At 31.1% G+C, this 21,994-nt stretch carries 19 protein-coding genes and 2 pseudogenes; 11 read left to right on the plus strand and 10 right to left on the minus strand.

Annotated features, from left to right (window positions below):
• Positions 1–20: 20 nt before the first annotated feature.
• The gene (locus ACJ6WR_RS01235) at positions 21–347 is read right to left on the minus strand and encodes an SdpI family protein (protein ID WP_039115344.1); all 327 of its coding nucleotides are present in this window, start codon (positions 345–347) and stop codon (positions 21–23) included.
• 619 nt (positions 348–966) lie between these two features.
• Here ACJ6WR_RS01235 and ACJ6WR_RS01240 point away from each other — a divergent pair.
• Both ACJ6WR_RS01240 and ACJ6WR_RS01245 read left to right on the plus strand, forming a co-directional pair.
• Complete coding sequence (locus ACJ6WR_RS01240) at positions 967–1,371, plus strand: carboxypeptidase-like regulatory domain-containing protein (RefSeq protein WP_409416837.1); 405 nt, start codon at positions 967–969, stop codon at positions 1,369–1,371.
• Positions 1,372–1,461: 90 nt separating this feature from the next.
• Positions 1,462–2,121 carry a carboxypeptidase-like regulatory domain-containing protein gene (locus ACJ6WR_RS01245; protein ID WP_409416838.1) on the plus strand — a complete coding sequence of 220 codons (660 nt, stop codon included), beginning with the start codon at positions 1,462–1,464 and terminating at the stop codon, positions 2,119–2,121.
• Positions 2,122–2,184: 63 nt separating this feature from the next.
• Here ACJ6WR_RS01245 and ACJ6WR_RS01250 read toward each other — a convergent pair whose 3' ends face one another.
• Complete coding sequence (locus ACJ6WR_RS01250; RefSeq protein ID WP_409416839.1) at positions 2,185–2,757, minus strand: DUF6252 family protein; 573 nt, start codon at positions 2,755–2,757, stop codon at positions 2,185–2,187.
• 560 nt (positions 2,758–3,317) lie between these two features.
• Positions 3,318–4,406: a pentapeptide repeat-containing protein gene (locus ACJ6WR_RS01255; RefSeq protein ID WP_086894061.1), complete on the minus strand. Its 1,089-nt coding sequence runs from the start codon at positions 4,404–4,406 to the stop codon at positions 3,318–3,320.
• A gap of 963 nt (positions 4,407–5,369) precedes the next feature.
• Here ACJ6WR_RS01255 and ACJ6WR_RS01260 point away from each other — a divergent pair.
• The 9 genes and pseudogenes from ACJ6WR_RS01260 to ACJ6WR_RS01300 all read left to right on the plus strand — a co-directional run.
• Positions 5,370–5,552, plus strand: a pseudogene (locus ACJ6WR_RS01260) (hypothetical protein); the annotation flags it as partial.
• A 119-nt stretch (positions 5,553–5,671) separates the two neighbouring features.
• Positions 5,672–6,109: a hypothetical protein gene (locus ACJ6WR_RS01265; protein ID WP_409416840.1), complete on the plus strand. Its 438-nt coding sequence runs from the start codon at positions 5,672–5,674 to the stop codon at positions 6,107–6,109.
• A 217-nt stretch (positions 6,110–6,326) separates the two neighbouring features.
• Positions 6,327–6,725 (plus strand): hypothetical protein, encoded by a 399-nt coding sequence (locus ACJ6WR_RS01270; RefSeq protein WP_039120396.1) that lies wholly within the window; start codon positions 6,327–6,329, stop codon positions 6,723–6,725.
• Between the two features lie 11 nt (positions 6,726–6,736).
• Positions 6,737–7,426 (plus strand): VIT family protein, encoded by a 690-nt coding sequence (locus tag ACJ6WR_RS01275; RefSeq protein WP_409416841.1) that lies wholly within the window; start codon positions 6,737–6,739, stop codon positions 7,424–7,426.
• A gap of 88 nt (positions 7,427–7,514) precedes the next feature.
• The gene (locus ACJ6WR_RS01280; protein WP_039115330.1) at positions 7,515–10,022 is read left to right on the plus strand and encodes a cation-translocating P-type ATPase; all 2,508 of its coding nucleotides are present in this window, start codon (positions 7,515–7,517) and stop codon (positions 10,020–10,022) included.
• 84 nt (positions 10,023–10,106) lie between these two features.
• The gene (locus tag ACJ6WR_RS01285) at positions 10,107–10,541 is read left to right on the plus strand and encodes a thioredoxin family protein (RefSeq protein WP_039115328.1); all 435 of its coding nucleotides are present in this window, start codon (positions 10,107–10,109) and stop codon (positions 10,539–10,541) included.
• A 40-nt stretch (positions 10,542–10,581) separates the two neighbouring features.
• Positions 10,582–11,475: an FAD:protein FMN transferase gene (locus ACJ6WR_RS01290; RefSeq protein WP_052259525.1), complete on the plus strand. Its 894-nt coding sequence runs from the start codon at positions 10,582–10,584 to the stop codon at positions 11,473–11,475.
• Complete coding sequence (locus tag ACJ6WR_RS01295) at positions 11,472–11,705, plus strand: DUF4266 domain-containing protein (protein WP_039115327.1); 234 nt, start codon at positions 11,472–11,474, stop codon at positions 11,703–11,705. The genes ACJ6WR_RS01290 and ACJ6WR_RS01295 overlap by 4 nt, the downstream gene beginning before the upstream one ends.
• Positions 11,706–11,723: 18 nt before the next feature.
• A complete protein-coding gene (locus tag ACJ6WR_RS01300; protein ID WP_409416842.1) occupies positions 11,724–12,908 on the plus strand; it encodes a DUF3570 domain-containing protein in 1,185 nt (394 codons plus the stop codon).
• 126 nt (positions 12,909–13,034) lie between these two features.
• On the opposite strand, the pseudogene ACJ6WR_RS01305 reads toward ACJ6WR_RS01300, so the two are convergent.
• The 7 genes and pseudogenes from ACJ6WR_RS01305 to ACJ6WR_RS01335 all read right to left on the minus strand — a co-directional run.
• Positions 13,035–13,937, minus strand: a pseudogene (locus ACJ6WR_RS01305) (NAD(P)H-binding protein); the annotation flags it as partial.
• A 199-nt stretch (positions 13,938–14,136) separates the two neighbouring features.
• A complete protein-coding gene (locus tag ACJ6WR_RS01310; RefSeq protein WP_039120399.1) occupies positions 14,137–15,216 on the minus strand; it encodes a glycosyltransferase family 4 protein in 1,080 nt (359 codons plus the stop codon).
• 6 nt (positions 15,217–15,222) lie between these two features.
• Entirely contained in the window at positions 15,223–16,431 is a 1,209-nt protein-coding gene (locus ACJ6WR_RS01315; RefSeq protein ID WP_039120400.1) for a DUF1972 domain-containing protein, read from the minus strand.
• 120 nt (positions 16,432–16,551) lie between these two features.
• The gene (locus tag ACJ6WR_RS01320) at positions 16,552–17,622 is read right to left on the minus strand and encodes a glycosyltransferase family 4 protein (RefSeq protein WP_039120401.1); all 1,071 of its coding nucleotides are present in this window, start codon (positions 17,620–17,622) and stop codon (positions 16,552–16,554) included.
• Between the two features lies 1 nt (position 17,623).
• Positions 17,624–18,850 (minus strand): glycosyltransferase family 4 protein, encoded by a 1,227-nt coding sequence (locus ACJ6WR_RS01325; protein WP_039120402.1) that lies wholly within the window; start codon positions 18,848–18,850, stop codon positions 17,624–17,626.
• Positions 18,847–19,536 carry a DapH/DapD/GlmU-related protein gene (locus ACJ6WR_RS01330; protein ID WP_039120404.1) on the minus strand — a complete coding sequence of 230 codons (690 nt, stop codon included), beginning with the start codon at positions 19,534–19,536 and terminating at the stop codon, positions 18,847–18,849. Before ACJ6WR_RS01330 ends, ACJ6WR_RS01325 begins: the two co-directional genes overlap by 4 nt.
• Position 19,537: 1 nt before the next feature.
• Positions 19,538–21,898: a hypothetical protein gene (locus tag ACJ6WR_RS01335; protein ID WP_409416843.1), complete on the minus strand. Its 2,361-nt coding sequence runs from the start codon at positions 21,896–21,898 to the stop codon at positions 19,538–19,540.
• Positions 21,899–21,994 lie beyond the last annotated feature (96 nt).

Raw genomic sequence — 21,994 nt, forward strand, 5'->3', positions numbered from 1 at the left:
AAAATAAAATAGATGTCATCCTATTTACTTATTTTTTCATATTCAGATAATTTTCTTTCAGTAATAAGAAAAACTAATCCCAATTCAGCTAATAAAATTACAGCAAAAACAATTTTATTTACTCCATCTACAAATAAAGACGCAACACAAAACCCTATAATATTACCAACTGAGATTACAAAAATTGCAATAGAGGCAAAATGATTTGAAAAATTCCAATTCTCGATATTCTTCATCGATTTTTTAGTTCGATAACCATAAAAGCGATTAATTCTTTTTGGTGGAAAAAGCATTAATACCATTGAAACAACAAATAAAAGTATTGAAACTAAAAATTCTGAATACATAATTATGGTTTTTAAAGTTAGAAAAAGGAAAGACTATTTATGTCTGATTTGCTACAAATAAAAAGAATAAAAAATAATGGAAACCAATGTTTTAGCTAAAAGAATGCACTAAAAACAACATCGGATAAAATAGTATAACCCTAAGATAACCTGAGTCAAGTTCTTATTAATCTTGACAAGATAATTTGACATTAACCTCTATAAAATTTTAATCATTTAAAAAAATATTCAAATCCTTAATCAATTAATTCCTATTTTTAAACTCGTAAAAGCAATCTGGAACAAAAAGAAGTGTACATGCCATGTTTATTACATCTTTAAACAGCTAATGTGCTTACATAACATTATGGGTTTGATGAAAATTTAATTTGAATTAAAATGAAAAATAATATCAAAATATCAATTCCAAAACCTTGTCACGAAAACTGGCTAGAAATGACACCAACCGAAAAAGGTAGATTTTGTAGCAATTGCCAGAAAAATGTAATTGATTTTACAAAAGCATCAGATAGAGAAATTCTTATATCATATACCAAGAATAATAGCTTATGTGGACGTTTTAATAGTACACAACTTAATAGAAAAATGATAATTCCTAAAGAAAAAAAAATCAATCTGGATGATTGCTGCAGCATCAGCAATTGCATTTTTAGGATTAGGAAATCAAATAATAAGAGCACAAGAAAAGGCAAAAACAGAACAAACAGACCGCAAACAACTTAAAAACAATATAAAGGTTAAGTCTAAAAAAGACCTCATAACCTATACAGGAACTTTATATGATTCTCAAAATAACCCAATAACAGATGCTAATGTTAAAGTAAAACGAACCAAAATTGAAACCAAAACTAATTTTGACGGAGAGTTTACAATAAAGGCAAAAAAAGGAGCAGTTTTAATATTTCAACATGAAGATTTTTTAACCACCGAATTTAAACTTGAAAATGATATTAAAATTAAACCAATAATGAAAAATTATTATTTTATAGGAGAAGTCGTTACAGCAAAAACAGAAGATGATTAAATACATTTATAAAACTCACAAAAGCTAGGCACACACAAAAAATGTACTCCATAATATTATTTGTCTGATGAAAATTTAATTCAAATTAAAATGAAAAATAATATCCAAATAACAATTCCCGAGCCTTGTCACGAAAACTGGCTAGAAATGACACCAACCGAAAAAGGCAGATTTTGTAACAATTGTCAGAAAAATGTAATTGATTTTACAAAAGCATCAGATAGAGAAATTCTTATGGCATACACTAAGAATAATATCTTATGTGGTCGTTTTAATAGCACGCAACTTAACCGAAAAATCACAACACAAAAAGAGAAAAACTCTTATTGGACGATAGCTGCTGCATCTGTAATTACTTTCTTAGGACTAGGAGAGCAAAGTGTAAAAGCACAAGAAGCTACAAAAACAGAACAAACCGATACAAAACAGCTCAATGATACAATATCAGAAGAAATTACATATACCGGAACTATTTATGATGAAGAGAAACTGCCCTTGTCAGGAGCTAACATAACTATAAACAAAATTCAAATAAGTTCTGATTTTGATGGTAAATTCTCTGTAAAGGCAAAAAAAGGAGATATATTACAAGTAGCTTATATTACTTTCGAAAAAAAAGAACTCAAACTTTCCAATAATCCTAACATTGAAGTTAATCTAAAAAGAACTACAGCTTCTAAAGATGAAACTCTAATTATGACAGGTGTAATAGTTATAAGAAAACCAGAAGACGAATACATTGAATTTTAAAAAGTATAAAGCATAAAAAAACCGAGTCATTTCTGGCTCGGTTTTTTTATGCATTTAGAATAATTAATCTATCGTAATTACCTTATAAGATAAATTTGTAAAAACACCTTTGCTAACTTCTACCGTTTCAGGAGTTACAATTTGATTTTGCAACGAACCAGCTTTTATAGCAGTAAAACTAAATGTTCCCGAAATAGTTTTCTTTTCTTTATCAATAGAGGTAACTGTTATTTTCCCTATTTTAGGAGCATGCTCAGTATAAGTACTATTCCCTATTAAATACGTATTTATAAATAATGCATCGCTTGTTTCGCTTTCTTCATCAAAAGAATAAGTACGCACAGGCATCCCATTATCAGTCGTTAATTCACTAGAAAATGTCAAAGACAATAATTGTGATGCATCCTGAGCACTTATATCAAAACGTTGCTCTTTTGTACTTGTTGCACCAATTAATGTTACGCTATTAACCTTACCTGTCCAGGCAGCACCATTAATAGTAGCAGTAATTGAGCTAGCCTGATTGTTTGCATTATTAGCATTGTTTGCGTCATTAGTATCATCGCCACTATCGCTACTACATCCTGCAAAGAATAATGATAAAATCACTAATCCTGTTCCTAAAATTTTTTTCATATTTATTTGTTAGTTTTCGGCAAATTAAATCTAATTTTTCCTAATAAAAAAACATTATGAAACAATTAAAAAAATAGTTCTAGAATAATTTTTTCGCATAAAAAAAGCCGAACTATTACTAGTTCGGCTTTAATCTATAATCTAAAAGAAATTATTTTGCTTCTTCTGAATTGGAAAGCAATAGCCTTTATTAGTTATGGATTAAAAGATTTAGAACTCCTAAAAGATAAATCATATAGTTAGATCCCATAATCCCTTTTGTCGACACCTTTGGTGAAATTTCCAAAATTATCAATAACAAATGAGGCTTTATCACCCACACTTAAATAGTAAATCTTACCAAACCATTAAATGTCCTCTGATACAGATAGGAGGCAAATGTTGGTAAACTAGTTAAACAAAAAAACAATCAAAAAGATTCAGGAAAAATACGCTCTAAAAAAAATGCTAAATCGAAAGATTTAGCATTTTTTTTCCCTTTTATTAAGATGCTACAGGTTTTCTTCACCAAACTCATATTGATAGTTAATTCTCATTAAGCTATTTTGTAAAAATCTTCTTTAGGGTGTTAATAATTTGATACCCGTCAAATCCGCGCTTCCACTTTTCAGAAACTCATAGGTCATTTGATCTGCTTGACAGTCTACAAACTTAACCCGTTTCAAATTATTATTTTTAAAGAAAGTGTTCGTAAGTACAGCATTCTGGAATGTTACTCTTTTAAAGGTACAGTTTTCAAAATAACAGTCTTCTAATCTACCCTCGAAAACTATATCTTCAATCTCCATTGCTGTAAAAGAAGTGTGATTCCAAATAACATTTACAATTGTATTCTTCCCAAAAGCTCCAGATTTAAAGGCCAGTCCAGAAAAATTGGCATCAGAAAAATCACACCTCATGACACTACTTCTTGAAAACTCCGTTTCTTTAAGGCAACAGTCTTTAAAAATAGTATTGGCTAAGCTAGAGCCCTGAATGTGACTGCTGCTAATATCCGAACCTGAAAAGTCACAAGTATCAACGTGATTATTTTTTAGAAAATTCACTCTGGTAAGATTTGCTCCAGAGAAATTACATCCCATAATATAACTAGTAGAAAATTCTGCCTCTTTCAGACTGCATCCCTTAAATAAATTTTTGTGTAAATTGGATTTCTGAATCTGGCTATTGCTGATGTCAGAATCTGAGAAATCACAGCCATCAACATTATTATTCTTTAGAAGAAGACCAGACAAATCTGAACCAATGAAAAAGCAACGCTGCATGTTGGAGGAACTGAATTTTTCATGCAGGTTTTTCAATCCGGAAAAGTCAGCTTCTATCCAGTTACCATCTGACAAATCCCACTTAATCTTTTTCTCCTCTTTAATAGATGAGGATTGCAATTCATCAGATTGTTTAACAATAGACGCATCGATTACTGTTTCAGTCGTTTCAGATTGGGAATGCTCTGAAAAATAATTAAGATCGACACCCAGAATTTCTGCCAGACGGCTAAAAGTAGTGATATCTGGCATTGATTCACCACGCTCCCACTTTCCTACCGCCTGAGAACTTATGAATAGCCGCTGAGAAAGCTGAGCTTGAGAAATATTTATTCTTTTTCGAGCCTCGGCAATTTTATTGCCAATCATTTTAGTATTTAGCATAAGTACTATTTTTTATTAATTCGACATTGCAAAGATATTCGGATGCTTTTTCGGCATCAAAAAAAAACAAACACTTATAGTTGTTTGTACGCTACTTATAGTTGTTTTTAACTACTATTCTCTCGATTTCTTATTTGTTTTTTTTCAACATGTGCGCAACCTCAATTCTAATAAGAGTTCTCTTTGCAGATTCAAACTTTTTAAAACCTAAGTCTTTTTATATCCTCAACTATAAAGTGAATAGAAAATCAAATGTATGCCAAGCTCTATATAGATAACACTACTGCCCTTTAACTTTTAAATAAATCACCTATTGTATCGATTTCTTTAGTTTACTGATTTACAATTAAATAAATAAACTAAATTTATATACGCTACGAAAACTAGACTCTTGATGAGACAAAACTATTGAACCTCTTTTAACTATTTACAACACTTATAAACAATTGGTTACTAAAAAAAACATCCGAATATTACGTATATTTGTACTGTGAAAAAATATTTATCCATATTATTTTTATCTGTTTACCTACTCTCAATTACTCAATTAGGTGAATTAATAAAGCTACCTCTCTTGGTAGAACATTATATGGAACACAAACAGCAAAATAGTAATTTGACTATTTTGAACTTTTTACGTATTCATTACCAGGCGCAACATGTATTTGATGCTGATTATGATAAGGATATGAAATTACCTTTTAAATCACATACTAATATATCCTCTGTTGTCTTTTATCCACTAATACAAGAATATAAAACAATACAAAAAGTCAATTTTAAGTATAAAAAAGAAATTTTATATACATATTCTTTTTCCTATTCTTCTATTTCACTTTCGTCTATCTGGCAGCCACCCAGAAACTGTTAATCGTTTTTTATTGGCTTAAAAACTTTCACGTCTAATGGCGTGTGTCTTTGGTATTCCTTATTTTTTATAACGACGATTAATAAAACAAACTTATGCTTACTAAAATAATTGAGTTTTCCGTGAGGAATAAACTCATCGTAGGGCTTATTATAATTGCCCTAATTGGCTATGGCTCATACGAAGCCACTAACCTACCCATTGTTGATGCTGTTCCAGATATAACCAATAATCAGGTGCAAATTATTACAATAGCTCTTTCATTTAGAGCCAAAGAAAATGGCTATTTGGAGATTCTAAACCCTGAAAAACTTAAAAACAAAAAATTGATTACCAATGGAGCTTATACCCTATTGATGAAAAATAAATAAAAATTAATAACTTAAAACAAAACATTATGAACGGAGCGCATTATCATTTAGTATTGAATCACTTGCCGATTATTATACCAATCGTAGGCTTATTGGTTCTCATTGGTGGATTTACTGTAAAATCAGAAATTGTAAAAAGAACCGCTTATTGTATTTTTATTCTGGGAGCTATAGCAACATTTGCTGCTATAACTACAGGCGAGGAAGCTGAGGATGTAGTAAAACAAATTGACGGAATTTCTAAAAGTTTAATTCACGAACATGAAGAAAAAGCAGAAGTTTTTGCCCTATTATCTTATATATTGGGTATAACCTCAATACTAGCTTTATGGAGCAATTGGAAAAAGAAATCATATGCAAATTACATTGGGTATGCTATAATTGCATACTGTCTTGTAGTTTTATACTTTGCCCAACAAACAGGTACTACTGGCGGTGAAATTAGACACTCTGAAATTAGGTAGCAACAACATCAATGTGTTTCCAGAAATCAGTTATAATCCACAGCGGCTTCATAAATCCCCGCCGTGATTATTGCTGACAAAATAAATTTAATCACTTTATAACCAACTATTTAAACACAAAAACAAAACTATAAAATTTAGAATCATTCTATCCTCCCTAAACCATTATATTATACTTGGTTAATGTAATTTTATATAAAAAATAGTATATTATATCATGAGTCTCATCCTAGATGAAGCAAAGCTTCATAGCCTTTTAAAAGTAGTAGATTTAAACATACACAAACTTAATGACCAAAAAATAGTAGCTTTTCTTGAATTTTTAGGGTTAAAAGACCGTGAGGATATTCCTAAGAATTATCTAGATTGGGAAACAATACTCATTGTAGTGCCTAATCGTCATGTTTCTCAGCAAATAAAACAATATAAATTCTTAATATCTCGAATAGCATTTACAACTAATCCTAATGCTCAACAAATTTATATTTATGATTTTAATGAATGGAAAAACGCTACCCGAAATAAAACAGCATTACAAATAAGACAGTTATTGAAGACTAATTTTGGAGGTTTTGAAAAAACCACTAAAGATCCAGACTGGATTAAACAAAAATAAAAACTAGAACTATGCATGTTGAAAATCATCATATTAACAGAAGTGGCTGGCTAAGGGCAGCTGTACTTGGTGCCAATGATGGTATTTTATCCACAACCAGCTTGGCAATTGGTGTTGCGGCGGCGAGTACAACCAGAGAGCCTATTTTCCTTGCTGCAATTGCAGGTTTAGTTGCTGGTGCTCTTTCTATGGCTGCTGGCGAATATGTTTCAGTCAGTTCCCAATCTGATGTAGAAGCAGCTGATTTAAAAAAAGAAAAAACAGCCCTTGAAACCCAGCCTGAAGAAGAACTGGAAGAATTAACGGATATTTATATTCAAAGAGGATTAGATAAAAAATTAGCCAGACAGGTTGCTATCGAATTGACAGCCCATAATGCGCTTGAAACCCATGCGCGCGATGAACTAGGAATAAATAAAATCACACAAGCTAATCCATTAATTGCTGCTTTTGCATCGGCAGTATCTTTTATTATTGGAGGCTTATTACCTCTTCTGGTTGCCATTTTTGCGCCGATAAAAGAAATGGTATTTTATCAATATGCTTTTTCAATACTCTTTTTAGCTTTCTCAGGCGTATTAGCTGCTAAAGCGGGTGGATCACATACTTTAAAAGCCGTTGCACGAATTTGCATTTGGGGAACCATTGCAATGGGGATGTCTGCTTTAGTAGGGTATCTGTTTGGAGTTCAAACTACTTAAAAATTAAATGATACGTATATCTAACTTCAAAATATAATGTACTAACGAAGCAAATAATAAATAAACCATCCCTAAAAGCAATTCAAATATGCCTGTAAATAATTTTAATATAAATGGATTAACAGATAAAGAAGTAATTCTTTCCAGGGAAAAGTATGGCCTAAATAAGCTAGATTACAAAAAAGAGAATACTTTGTTAAGTACAATTAAACGGATTGCAAAAGAACCAATGATAATTTTACTTCTAATTGCAGCACTTATTTATTTTATAAGCGGTAAAACAAATGATGGCTTTTTTCTGGTAGCAGCAATCATTTTTCAAGTATCGATATCATTATTTCAATACTCAAGAAGCAAAAACGCATTAGAAAAGCTTAAAGATTTTGCACAACCAAAGTGTAAAGTGATTCGTAATGGAAAAGAAGAAGAAATAAAAAGTGAAGAAATAGTTGTAGGAGATAGTTTGATTGTTGAAGAAGGTACTTCAGTTGCAGCAGATGGCATTATAGTACATTCAAATGATTTTTCTGTAAATGAATCTATCCTCACTGGAGAATCATTATCTGTATTTAAGGATAAGACAAAAGAAGATAACCATATTTATTTAGGAACTACTGTAGCTACAGGCTTGGCAATCGCAACAGTAACTGCCATAGGGAATCAAACAAAATTAGGTAAAATAGGCACTAGCTTAGAGCATATTAAAGAAGAGAAAACCCCTTTGGAAATACAAATAAGTGACTTTGTAAAAAAAATGGTTATAGTCGGGACAATTGTTTTTGCTATAGTTTGGATAATAAATTACTTGTATTCACAAAATATAATAAATAGCCTGCTACAATCATTAACTCTGGCTATGAGTATATTACCTGAAGAAATCCCTGTAGCTTTTACAACTTTTATGGCTTTAGGAGCTTGGAGATTAATGAAAATGGGGGTTGTTGTAAAACAAATGAAAACTGTTGAAACATTAGGTAGCGCAACAATAATTTGTGTCGATAAAACAGGTACGATTACGGAGAATAAAATGACGCTTGCTAAATTATTTTTAATGTCAAGCCAAAAAATAATAACCTTAGAAAATATTGATACAGAAGAAGAAAAAGAATTACTAACTGCTGCTATGTGGGCAAGTGAACCAATTCCTTTTGACCCAATGGAAATTGCATTGCATAAGGCATATAAAGAGACCTGCCAGAAAGACGATCGTTCAAATTATAAACTCATTCATGAATACCCACTTGGTGGTAAACCTCCTATGATGACTCATATATTTGAAGCCATTGATGGTAAACGCATTATAGCTGCTAAAGGAGCACCCGAGGCCATTTTGAAAGTGGCTATGCTCTCAGAGATTGAAAAAAAACAAACTCATGACGCTATAAATACCTTATCTGCAGATGGATATAGAGTCCTTGGAGTAGCTTTATCAACTTTTACAGGAAATACTTTCCCTCTTAATCAGCAAGATTTTCCATTTAAGTTTTTAGGAATTGTAGCCTTTTATGACCCTCCAAAGAAAAACATCCAAAAAGTATTGGAAAATTTTTATAACGCAGGAATTTCGGTAAAGATAATAACAGGTGATAATACTCCAACCACACAAGCAATCGCAAAACAAATAGGGTTTAAAGATTGTGATAAAAGTATTTCTGGAGATGAATTGATGAAAATGAATGATAATGAATTACAAACCAATGTAATGAAAATAAACATTTTTACGAGAATGTTTCCAGAAGCTAAACTAAAAATAATAAATGCTTTAAAACAAAATAACCAAATTGTAGCTATGACCGGAGATGGGGTAAATGATGGTCCTGCACTAAAAGCCGCACATATTGGTATAGCGATGGGTAAAAAAGGTACAGAAATTGCAAAGCAGGCCGCGTCACTAATTTTACTAGAAGATGATCTTTCAAAAATGGTAGAAGCTGTGGCTGTAGGTCGAAAAATATATGCCAATTTAAAAAAAGCAATTCAATACATAATTTCAATACATATACCTATAATATTAATAGTCTTTATCCCCCTGGCTTTAGGGTGGGTCTATCCAAATATTTTTTCGCCAATACATATCATTTTTCTTGAATTGATAATGGGCCCTACATGTTCCATAATTTATGAAAATGAACCTATGGAAAAAAATACAATGTCTCAAAAACCCAAACCTTTTACAACAACTTTTTTTAATTGGAAAGAATTATCTACAAGCTTTTTGCAAGGAATAATTATTACAATCGGAACACTATCTATTTATCAATATTGTACTTTTAATAATTATAATGAAGCATTAACCAGAACTATGGTTTTTACTGTTCTAATAGTTGCTAATATATTCCTTACTTTAATTAACCGCTCGTTTTATTATTCAATCTTGACAACAATTAGATATAAAAATCCAATGGTACCACTTATTATTTTAATTACAATCATTCTTTTAGGGTTAATCCTTTATATAAAACCGTTAACCTTATTCTTTGAATTTGATTTTTTAAATACCAATCAATTAGTAATAGCAATTGCTACAGGATTTGTGTCAGTGGCTTGGTACGAAATTGTAAAACTATATAAAAGAAGCAAACAAGATATTGCCTAAATTTAATCTAATCTTAAGCGAATCTAAAAAATAAACAAAGTCCCAATTCGTTATTTCCTAAATACCTAAAAACAAAACTGCAAAATGAAACTAATTACAATGTTCCTTTTATTGACAGTACTTCCTATAAATTGGGAATCCGACTTTAATAATGCAAAAAAAATTGCAAAGGAAAAGCACGAATTAATCTTATTGAACTTCTCAGGTTCAGACTGGTGCGGGCCTTGTATTGTAACGCGTAGAGACTATTTGGAAAATCAGTCATTCGCAGACATGGCAAATGAAAATTTAGTATTAGTTAATGCTGATTTTCCCCGCAAGAAGAAAAACATTGGAACTCCAGAGCAAGTAAAACGAAACGAGGATTTAGCCGAAATATACAACAAAGAAGGAAGTTTCCCTTTAACACTTCTTCTGAATGCAGATGGCAAAGTAATTAAAACCTGGCATGGAAAACCAGAAATGACTCCCGAAGAGTGGACAGCCGAAATAAAAGCGATCTGTGATAGTAAAAAATAACATCCTGAAAAATCAAAAATATTCACAATCCCTAAAACTCATGGGAAACAACTTTACTATTACTGTTGTTGCAGAAAATGAGAAGATTGGAAACGAGAATATTAATCTGGCGATTGATGAAATCAAACGGATTGAAAAACTTTTGACTACTTATAAAAATGATAGTCAAACTAATCTGATTAATGATAATGCTGGAATTCAACCTGTAAAAGTAGATCTGGAAGTTTTTAACCTAATTGAAAGAAGCCTTGGTATTTCGAGAATTACACAAGGAGCATTTGATATTTCTTATGGAAGTATCGACAAAAGTCTTTGGAATTTTGATAAATCAATGACTAAACTGCCAGATGCTGACACGGCATTAAAAATGGTGCATCTTATAGATTACAGAAATATTATTCTAGACAAAAAAAATACAACTGTCTTTTTAAAGAAAAAAGGAATGCGAATTGGTTTTGGTGGAATCGGAAAAGGCTATGCAGCTGAAATGGCCAAGCAAGTGCTTTTAAAACATAATATTCAAAGCGGAATCATTAATGCAAGCGGAGATCTCTCGGCATGGGGATTACAACCTAATGGCAAAAAATGGACCATTGGAGTTGCCAATCCCGACTCTCCTACTGCGGCATTTTCGTATATGGAGATTTCTAATAAAGCAATAGCAACTTCTGGTAACTATGAAAAGTTCGTAACCATTAACGGTAAAAAATATTCGCATACCATAGACCCAAAAACAGGATTACCAGTAACTGGAATAAAAAGTGTCACTATTATTGCTGCAAATGCCGAGTTTGCAGATGCAATGGCAACTCCAATTGCTGTTATGGGGATTAAAGCAGGTTTATTTTTAATAGATCAAATCCCCGATTTATATTGTATTATCATCGACGACAACAATAAAATTTACACTTCAAAAAACATCAACCTGAAATGAAAAAGCCAAAACAAAAAGCGCTCGTACTATTATGTAGCATTGCTTTTACAGGCATTCTGCTCACCTCTTGTACTTCGGTAAAAGAATACCAAAAAGGGAAAATAAACGATTCTGAAATGGTACTTTCTAATAGAAAAATCGAAAAGACAGAACTCAGTTTTCAATCCTACCGTGAAGGAGCTTCCGGAGCAAATGCTGGAAAAAGCGGCGGTGGCTGCGGTTGTAACTAATTTTCATACTATCAACAAATGAAAAGAATTTTTATTACAGGATTTGCCTTATTGGGACTATTTCAATTAAGAGCACAAAACATTCCTACAGATTCTACCAGTTATAAAAGCAAGAAACTAAAAGTTGAAGAAGTAAATTTAGTTTCTAGTTATTATAACCAAAACGGAGATAACTCAGCTGTTACCGGAGGAATTGGCGATCAACATCTTACAGATATTGCCAATACCATCGATGTTAAACTGGTAAAATACGGAGAAACAGGAATCAAACATACTTTTGATATCGAAGCAGGTATTGATCATTATACTTCTGCCTCTTCAGATATGATTGATTTAAGCGCTAATTCATCGGCCTCATCATCAGACAACCGCTTTTATCCTTCTTTATCTTATCTTAGAGAAAATGAAGCAAAAGGAAGAACTATTGGTATTGGAGTTTCGTCTTCAACTGAATTTGATTATCAATCTTTTGGAGGAAATATAAGTTTCTCTCAAAAAACCAAAGATAGAAATGGAGAATTTACAGCCAAATTCCAAACTTTTATTGATCAATTAAAACTAATTGCGCCAATCGAACTTCGTGTTCCCGGTAGTGAGGGTTATGATACTGCGAATCGAAACACTTTTGCAGGAACTTTAAGTTACTCTCAGATTATAAACCAACGATTGCAAGTTATGCTTGTAGGCGATGTAATTAGCCAAAATGGGTATTTAAGTCTGCCGTTTCATCGAGTGTATTTCACTGATGGTTCTGTACATCAGGAAAAAATGCCTGATACTAGATTAAAGATTCCTTTGGGAATTAGAGCTAGTTATTTTTTAGGAGACAACATTATTATAAGAGCTTATTATAGATACTATTCAGACGATTGGAGTTTAAAAGCACATACGGCCGATATTGAAGTTCCTGTAAAATTAACTCAAGCATTTTCATTAAGTCCATTTTACAGATATTATACGCAAACAGGAACGAAGTATTTTAAACCTTATGGCGAACATACAGCTGCAGATGAATACTACACCAGCAACTATGATTTATCAAAGTTCGATAGTAGTTTCTTTGGGATGGGGATCAAATACACGCCTCCTAATGGAATTTTCGGTCTTAAACATTGGAATACATTGGAGATTAGGTATGGTCATTATACCAGAACTACTAACATGACATCTGATATTATTAGTATAAACATTAAGTATAAATAATTAAATAAAAACCAGGATCTGTAATTTAGATCCTGGTTTTGTTTTAAATTACATCCCTCTCTATTTATACTTTTTTCAATTGTAAAAACAGTACTTTTAAAATTCCTATCACCCCATAACAATTCATTCTTCATTAATTTTCATTAAAGCACTTTCTAATGCCTGCACGTAAGTAATTGGAGACACTTCTAATAGTGCATTAATTCTACTATCATTGCAAACGACTTCTACTTTCATACTACTAACCAGAGCAGATGCCAATTTATAGGAGGTCGAAGTTACAAAATACAGCCAGTAAGATGATAATTTTGGAGTCATTACCGGAATGGTATAAATATATCTTGTGAGATTTTTTGCCTTTGCAAATTGCAATAACATCTCTTTATAAGTTAATATATCCGGGCCTCCGATATCAAAACTCTGATTATATGTTTTGGTATTTAACAATGATTTTTTCAAAAATTCTAAAACATCAGTAATAGCTATTGGCTGGCATTTGGTATTAAGCCATTTCGGAGTAATCATGACAGGTAACTTGCTTACCAAATCACGTATTATTTCAAATGAGGCGCTTCCTGATCCTACAATAATTCCCGCTCTTAAAGTCGTTGTAGGAATTGTTGCTGTTTTTAAAATATCCTCAACTGCTTTTCTTGAAGATAGATGTTTAGATAAAGACTTATCATTTACAATACCGCTTAAATATATTATCTGCCTCGCATTTGTCTTATTTATTTTATCTATAAAATAATTTGCCGAAATACTTTCTAATTCATTATAATTGGTCGCTGTACCAGACATAGAATGAATTAAATAGTATGCTGCATCGATATCATAAGGAATATTTATTAGGCTTTCGGGATTTAGAAAATCAACTTCAATAACTCTTATATTTTTTTCAAATTTATCAGGATAATAAAATTTATTTTTATCTCTTACACAACAAATAACTTCATGACCTTCCTTTATTAATAATGGCAAGATTCGCTTGCCTATATAACCTGTTGCGCCTGTTAAGAGAATTTTCATGATTATTTTTTTAACTAGTTAGAATTTAAATGTTACCAAACCATAGTTCATTTGAAAAACAGATATTAAACAGATCCTGCATTCTCAGTGATAAGATAATCTTTCATTTGGTATACTTATTCAACTTCTATTTTATATAATACCTTTATTAAAAAAGGATAATAGAATTAAGAAAAGTCTTTGCATATAAAACAACGTTTTATCTATTTTCCAGTTTTTTTAATTTAAGTCTCCACAGATGAAGTTTATTAATCATTAAAAGCACTCTGATTATAGTTGAAAATGCAATAATACTAATAGCTATTATAAAAGTAATTGACACAAAATATCGCAACATCAACGCAATAAAAAGTAAGAATACAAAAATAGCACTAACCACGAGTGTCGTCTTTTTATGATTAAGTCCTGTTCCTAGAAGTAAATGATGTAAATGTGATTTATCTGCACTAAAGGGGGAATTACCTCTTTTAATTCTTCCCATATAAACCCGCAAAGAATCTAAAACTGGAATCGAGAAAAACAGGATAAGTAGTATTATAGTGTAACTACAATTGTGGTCTTTATATATTTGTTGTTTTTGCAAAAGCTTTATTGCTTCTGTAATTAAAATGAAACCTATAAATAAGGAACCTGAATCTCCCATAAAGATCTTTTTCTTGCCTAAGTTAAATTTTAAGAAACCTAAAACGGCTCCGATAAATAACGCGCTTGAAAAAACCAAGTTATAATCCTTAAAATAAATAGCCACAAAAAATAAAATTGAAAATCCTAATAAAGATAGCCCTCCAATTAAACCATCAACTCCATCCATAAGATTAAAGGCATTGACAACACCTGTTATTGTCAAAATTGTAACTATATATTGTTGCCAAATTACAATTTCATAAACTCCAAACAACCCATATAATGATGTTATTCTTGTACCTGAAAATGCAATTATGAGAGCTAAAAGTACCTGAATAATTAATTTGTATTTTGCTTTTATATCTTTTTTATCATCAATAACTCCAACGATCAACAAAACCATTGCTGCCGCAAATATTGGGAAGTATTCTTTAAGAAAAATAACTCTGAAACTTGAAGTAAAAACAGTAACTAATACAGCTAAACCTATTGAAATTCCACCAACCAAAGGCACTGCGCTTAAATGAACTTTTCTATAATTAGGCTTATCAACAAGATTCACTTTTATTGCAATTTTCCTAATTATTGGAACAAAGACAAGAGTCAAAGTCAAGGATAATAATCCGTACGACAAAATTTCAAATATTGCTTTCATGATTGGTTAGTTTTCGTAAAATAAATTACTGTTATTTATGTGTAACAATTGAAGTTCCTGCAGAAAAGAAGCATCCAGATTTTGTAATTCAGAAGTAACCCCCACTTTACTTTTAATTGAAAGAGCTTCTTTTATTAACAATTCATATAGCTTAGAAATGTTTTTCCAAGTATATCTTCTTTCAGCAATTAATACCATTTCATTGGCTAGGCTTATTAATTTTAGGGGAGATAATGTACCCAATTCTTTAACTAAATCTTCTACAGATGAGAAATAGATTGCTTTACCTTCTGTAGTTGTAATATTATATGAAACTTCAAAAGCAAGAACAGGAAGCTTTAAATACATTGCCTCTACAAGTGAAGGGTTAGTGCCTCCTGCAGAATGTCCGTGAATATATAACGTTGCGTTTCCTCTTATCAAATCGATTTCCCGCTGATTGTATATAGGGTCAAATAAATGAATATTGGTTACGTCTTTATACTCTTCTTTTAATTTTTGCCCATAATCACTATTGTTCCAGTTCCCAACAAAAACTAAAGCCATGTCTTTTTTAATTTTAAATGCTTCTAATACTAAGTGTACATTGTTCTCTGGTTCTATTCTGCAAACTTTTACAGCATAGCTTGTTTTTAGAAAAGGGTACTTTTCGAAATCATCTGTTATTGGAGAAACTTTCATTGTATGGTCAGCTCCATACTCAATAACACGGCTTAAGGTTTTATATCGTATGGCTGTATAATCTTGTATAGATTCATTGTCTGAAATGTCGATATGCGAATATTTAACAGCAATCATCTCTGACCACCATAAATATAGTTTTGCCATTAACGACCATTTGTCTCTTTTCCACTCGATGCCATCTATAGAGATTATCACTTTCTTATTGGTAAATACTCTAATAAAAGGAATAAGCCAGGCTCCTGCCACACCTAAAATCAATAAAACATCATTTTTCATTAAGGCATGAAGTATAGAAAGAGAATCATAAGGAATACTTTGAATCCCATTTGCTTCTAAAGGAATATAGTGCAATTTTGCTCCTTTATACCAAACTAGCTGTTCTTCTTTTGTATATTTCTTTTTAGAACAATAAACAGTAAAATCATACTTGTCTGATAAGTTAGTTACTAAATGATCTGCAAGGGTTTCAAATCCCCCATATTTTGCTGGTAAACCTACTGTGCCAATAATGGCGATTCTTTTATTTTTCATAGCTTATTGTATTTGTAATATGCTTTGCCAAAACCATGCTTTAAATACATCTACTTAATTACCAAGTATTTACGATTTACTCGCTTTTAAAAACTTCCATATTTTGGATTTGCCTTTCATTTATTGGAAAATTATTTCAGCTGATTGTTTTTCAAAATATTCCAAACTAAAAAGCTTACTCATTTCAAAAGCATTATTACTCATCGATTTATACAATACTTTATTCTCAAGAAGTTCTTTTAAATTATCAGATATTTTATCAATTCTTTTACTTTCAATCAAATAGCCATTTTTACCTTCTATAACAAGTTCTGTAACACCACCTACAGGAGGAACTATGGTAGGAAGACCGTATGCCATGGCTTCAAGAATTGTTAAACCAAATGTTTCGACCCAAAGTTTAGGATCTGATAAATTCAATACAACACTTGCTTCGCTATAAAAGGAATGTGTATCGGTTTGTGTGGGATAAATGAATAAATTTTCAGGAAGTTTTATAGCATTAAAATATTGCTGAATTTCTATAATTGTTGCATTCACAACCAATTTAAAAATATATCCTGGATTAGTTTGTGCTAATTCTAAAAATTCATTTACTCCTTTATACCCCTTTAATGAACAGATCATTAAAACAATCTTTTTTTCTTTTTCCTGGTTTTTATTGGCCAAGGCCAATTTCACAAAATCCTCTTCTAGAACATTGTATATGATTCTTTTTTTAATATTTACGGGTTCTTTATTGGCCAAAAAATTAGAAACATAAACAACCTCATCAGCAAATAAATTTAAAACTCCAAAAAGAAATTTCTTGAATACCAGAGGTTTCATACTTGTTTCATGCACATGGTAAATCACTTTATTGCCTCTTATTTTTCCAGCAATGGCTGCTCCAAAAGGAAGTACGGTATTTATATACACCACATCATTCTTTTTTAAGCTAAACAACAGTTTAAAGGCTAGCAAAAATTGGCTGCTTGTAAGAAAAAGGAGTCTCAGTAAAGGATTCTTCATAAATTTATACCAGTAAAAATGGTATTTTACATCTGGTAGTCCAGACAAAAAACCTTCCCTCCCACTGCAAGTGTATAAATGCAAGTCGACGCCTTTTTTTGCCCATCCTGCAAGTAACTGCTTAAGTACTTTAGGGCTTCCGCTGTAATCGTTTAATAAATGAATTGCAATAACTCTCATCTTATAAATTATTATAAATTGTATTTAAATGCTCTCCTCTACTCTCCCATGTAAATCTTTCTATATAGCGTTTTCTGGCATTAGTGCTCATTTCTAAAAGTAATGTATTACTCAAATACAATTTATTTAATGCTTCTTTCAGATTAAAAATCGTTGAGGAATAATCTGAATGAGGAATTACAAAACCACATTTTGCTGTAATGTATTGGCCCGGACCAATATTATCAAGACATATTACAGGCAATCCATACGATAAAGCTTCGGCCACAACCATTCCTGCCCCTTCATGTGATGGAAACATAAAAACAGTTGCTTTATCATACAGTTTCATCAGTTCTTTGCGCTCTATCCATTCAATTATTTCAACATTATCCTCCATATTACTCTCTGCTATTATTTTTTCATAAAAAACTTTTTCTGGACCTGATCCAACTAATGTTAATTTACAATTAGCACGTTCTGGCAGAGAAATAGAATTTAAAAACGCAATAAAAGAACGAATGGTGAGGTCAAACCCTTTAAGAGGTACAAAGCGTCCGGCACTTATAACATGAAAGCTATTTTTTATGATGGCATTGGCTTTGCTAAAATCTTCTGAAGCTACTGATGGAAATACCGAATAAGAGCTTCCACTAAGATTAAGTTTTTCTACCACACCTGTGTTCATACACCATATATGACTTGCATTTTTTATAGTCTTTTTAAGACCTGAAGAGTAGTTCCAAAATAAATTTTTTATAAGCCAGGTAAGGCGATCTTTAATAATATATTTAAATGAATAGGGTTTTAAATAAACACTTGGAATAAGTGGATGATGCCCTACAGGTCCCCAAACCATAGGTTTTTCTAGTTTCCATAAAAAACTTGGCGTCCAGTCATTATGAAAGTTAACATTGTGAACAATATCAAAATTGAGTTTCTTTCTTTTTATATGATTAACGATTCCTTTTTGCCACATATAATAATACAGCATGGCACCACGACTTCCTTTTTTCCAAAATCTCATCCAGTACGGAAGATCAAAATATATAAAAGTTACATTGTTATAAATAGCATCAGGATTTTGCAGCATGTACGATTCAATTGCTTCTTTATTATTTTCTCTGGTAACTGCTATTACTTTATTAAAACGAGCAATCTGTCTTATAAAATTCCATCCCATTCCGTCTTCAGATCCTTTATATGGATTTACGGCATAACAACTAGCCAAAATGATTTTAGTGCTCATAATCTCGTTTTTAAAAGTTTAGAAGGTACCCCTCCAATGATACAATCTTTAGGAAACGATTTAGTAACTACACTTCCCGCAGCTATTACACAACCTTCGCCTATTTCTACACCATCCAAAATGGTTACTTTGCTTCCAATCCAGCAATTTTTACCTATTTTTATTCCTTTTCTGGTTACTCCCTGATGTCTTATTAAAATATCATACTGCTCATAATTATGATTCTCAGGATGACAACTTAAATACTGCCCCACTATACAATCATCTCCAATTTCAAGACCGCCAGCTCCTCCTAGATAAGCAAATTCTCCAATCCCTACATTATTACCTATTATAATCCTATCGCCTAAATTATTTAATGAAGTCGAAATAATTATTCGGCTAAAAGCTCCTATGCTTACATTATTTCCAAACCAAATACCATTTTTGCCCAAGGCCGAAATTGCTACATGATTACCTAATCGTAAAAACTTGCCCCAATGAATTTTTGAAGGATTAAAAAAAGTAACTGCTCTGCCAAGCATAAGTCCTTTTGCCTTTTTGAAATAAATAAAAACAAATAAACCTCTTATAATAGCGATGCCTTGTATCCAAAAAAATTGTAATAACGCTAATGAATCTAAACTCTCATCAAACTTAAAAGCAGGGTTACGAAATTGTATTAGTTTTTGTAAAAGAGCTTTCATATTATCTATTAATTAAAGTTTGTAAAACAATATGTAGCGTCTGATTAATTTCTTTGTTTTCAATTGTTTTGTAAACTGCTGTGTTACCTCTTTTATCCAGTTTACTAAAAAGGTTCTGATAGTTTGTAGTTAGTTCATTTATAACGTTCTCATCTAATTCTTTTTTTCGACTAAGAATTGTTCCTGAATCTGCAAAAAGAAAAAAATTGAATTTAGGTTTGAGCAACAACTTATAGCCTAATAATGCTATTTTTTTTGACAAAATAAGATTGCTTCTTTTACTATCTTCTATAAAATCAAAATAGTAACGATCATAGATTACAACATATCCTCTGATAGTATATTTGATAAAAATAATAAACTGACCAAGAAAATAATCAACATAATAATACATAAACCGAATTAAAGATGATACTAAACTTTTATTAGTTCCTGAATGAGGAAGCGTGTTTTCAAAACTTCCCTGAGCCTTTTTTCCTCTAAAAAGAGTACTAATAATTGGCAATACCGAAGGGCGATGGCGCAAAACAACTACTGGTTTTCTTAGTTGTTTTTCTATCATAATTTTTACGTTTTCGATTATAGTAGATTTTCCAGCTCCATCAACACCACTAAAAGTTATTATATATCCTCTGGAGAAACTTCTAAAAACCGTATCATACAAATAGTAGAATGAATTTCTAAAATAGTAGATTCCTTTGTTTTCTCTTTTTTCCCAAAGCTGTTTTAACAAATCTGTTTTTGGAGAAGTAATGCTTTGTAAACTATTATTAGTAGTCTTTTTTACTACTTGATGCTTCTCTTCTTTGATATACAATTTATATTTTCTAGGAATTGCTACATTGTTCAGAATATAAAAGGCACTTATGTATTTTTGAGTATCCTTGAAGGATAAACTTTTTACTCCAAAATTGTTAACATAAGCATGTTTCAAAGCTTTCTTAGCATCCAAAAAAATGATATTTTTTCTTTTAAATTCCCAAATTAAATCAATAGCTAAAATCGTCCCATCAATCATTACTAACTGTAATGAATTCATAAATGACTTTTTGTTTTGAGAAACTTTGGCAACTAATGAATGGCTTTTAATCAGCTTTAAAATTGACGCAGATAGATCTTTATTTATTAAGATATCAATATCCGAATTAACACTAAGTTGCTCAGGGTAACCATCATGAAATTTAATTGTTGCATATTTTTGATTTTGCAATGCATCAAAAATATCCATGATTATAAGTTCTCTGGCGGTTTTTGCTTTTATGACAAAACTATTTAAAGCATCATTCCAAACTTGCAATAACCAATCAACTTGTATATGCCATTTATCTTGTGCTGCATATATTTTTAGGTAGTTAATACAGTTTATAAGAAGATAATATTTTAAATATTTATGAAGTATCTCCAGATCATAATCAAATAAAAAGCTGGCAGATTCTCCTCTACATTGCTCTTTTATATCGATATAAATCTCTTTCCAGGATTTTTTATCTATCAAAATTCCTTGTTGTATAATAAAGTGGAAATAATCAAATCCTGTAGATCTGTCAAAAGCAAATAGCTCCCAATCATACAATGAAATTTTTTCTTCACTCTCAAACATATTCCATGATGTAAAATCGCCGTGAGAAAGCGAGACATTAATATAATCATCTTCAGATATTTCGTTTAAAAGCATGCTGATTTTTCTCATCATGTTTATAGGAAGTCTGCTATCATTGGTCATAATAAAATCAAATTTTAAATCTTTAAATAATTCCCAATCTTTAATTTGTATTAAATTATGTCCTCTAAAATTCATTTCTGTTAATGCTTTCAGATGTGCAATTTCAATTTTATTAGTACGTGTCCCTCCACAAGTTATATCTGAAAATTGAACTACATTTTCTGAAATTTGTTTTGATTTGGGGATTTTAAAAAAATCAAAAGTGATATTCGATAAGATTTTATGCTCTGATTTAATTAATCTCTTAGCCTTAACAGTAGTTGCTATTTTAAAGAATGATGCATCGGCATATAAAATAGCTTTATTATTAGAACCCATGGTGCCTGTAAATAATGCCCAATTTTCCTGGCAATCAAAAAATGAATTTTCTTCTTTTTTAAAATAGTATTTCTTTTTATTGAAAACTATCTTTTGTACTCTCAAGACAAAAATTAGTTTAACTGCCAAAGTAAAGGTCTTAGCCCGAATGCCTCCAACGTTATAAAACTTCAAGAAAAGAGGTTTGCTGTTCTCTGCGTTCCAAATCCATCTGATACTCCCGTTTAGATTTTTGATAAATAGAACATTCTGAACGATATCCTGTTCACTATTTTTTTGATTAGAAATAGTGTATCCGATTTTACTAAATATATTTTCCATAATAAGAAAGTTTATTAATCAATCTATTTGGAAAACCGTGCCTAAAATGTAAAACCATTAAAACCAACACGTTACAGATTTTGAATCATTTTGGAA

The sequence above is a fragment of the Flavobacterium sp. PS2 genome (genome assembly GCF_046250155.1).
In the GTDB taxonomy this organism is placed as follows: domain Bacteria; phylum Bacteroidota; class Bacteroidia; order Flavobacteriales; family Flavobacteriaceae; genus Flavobacterium.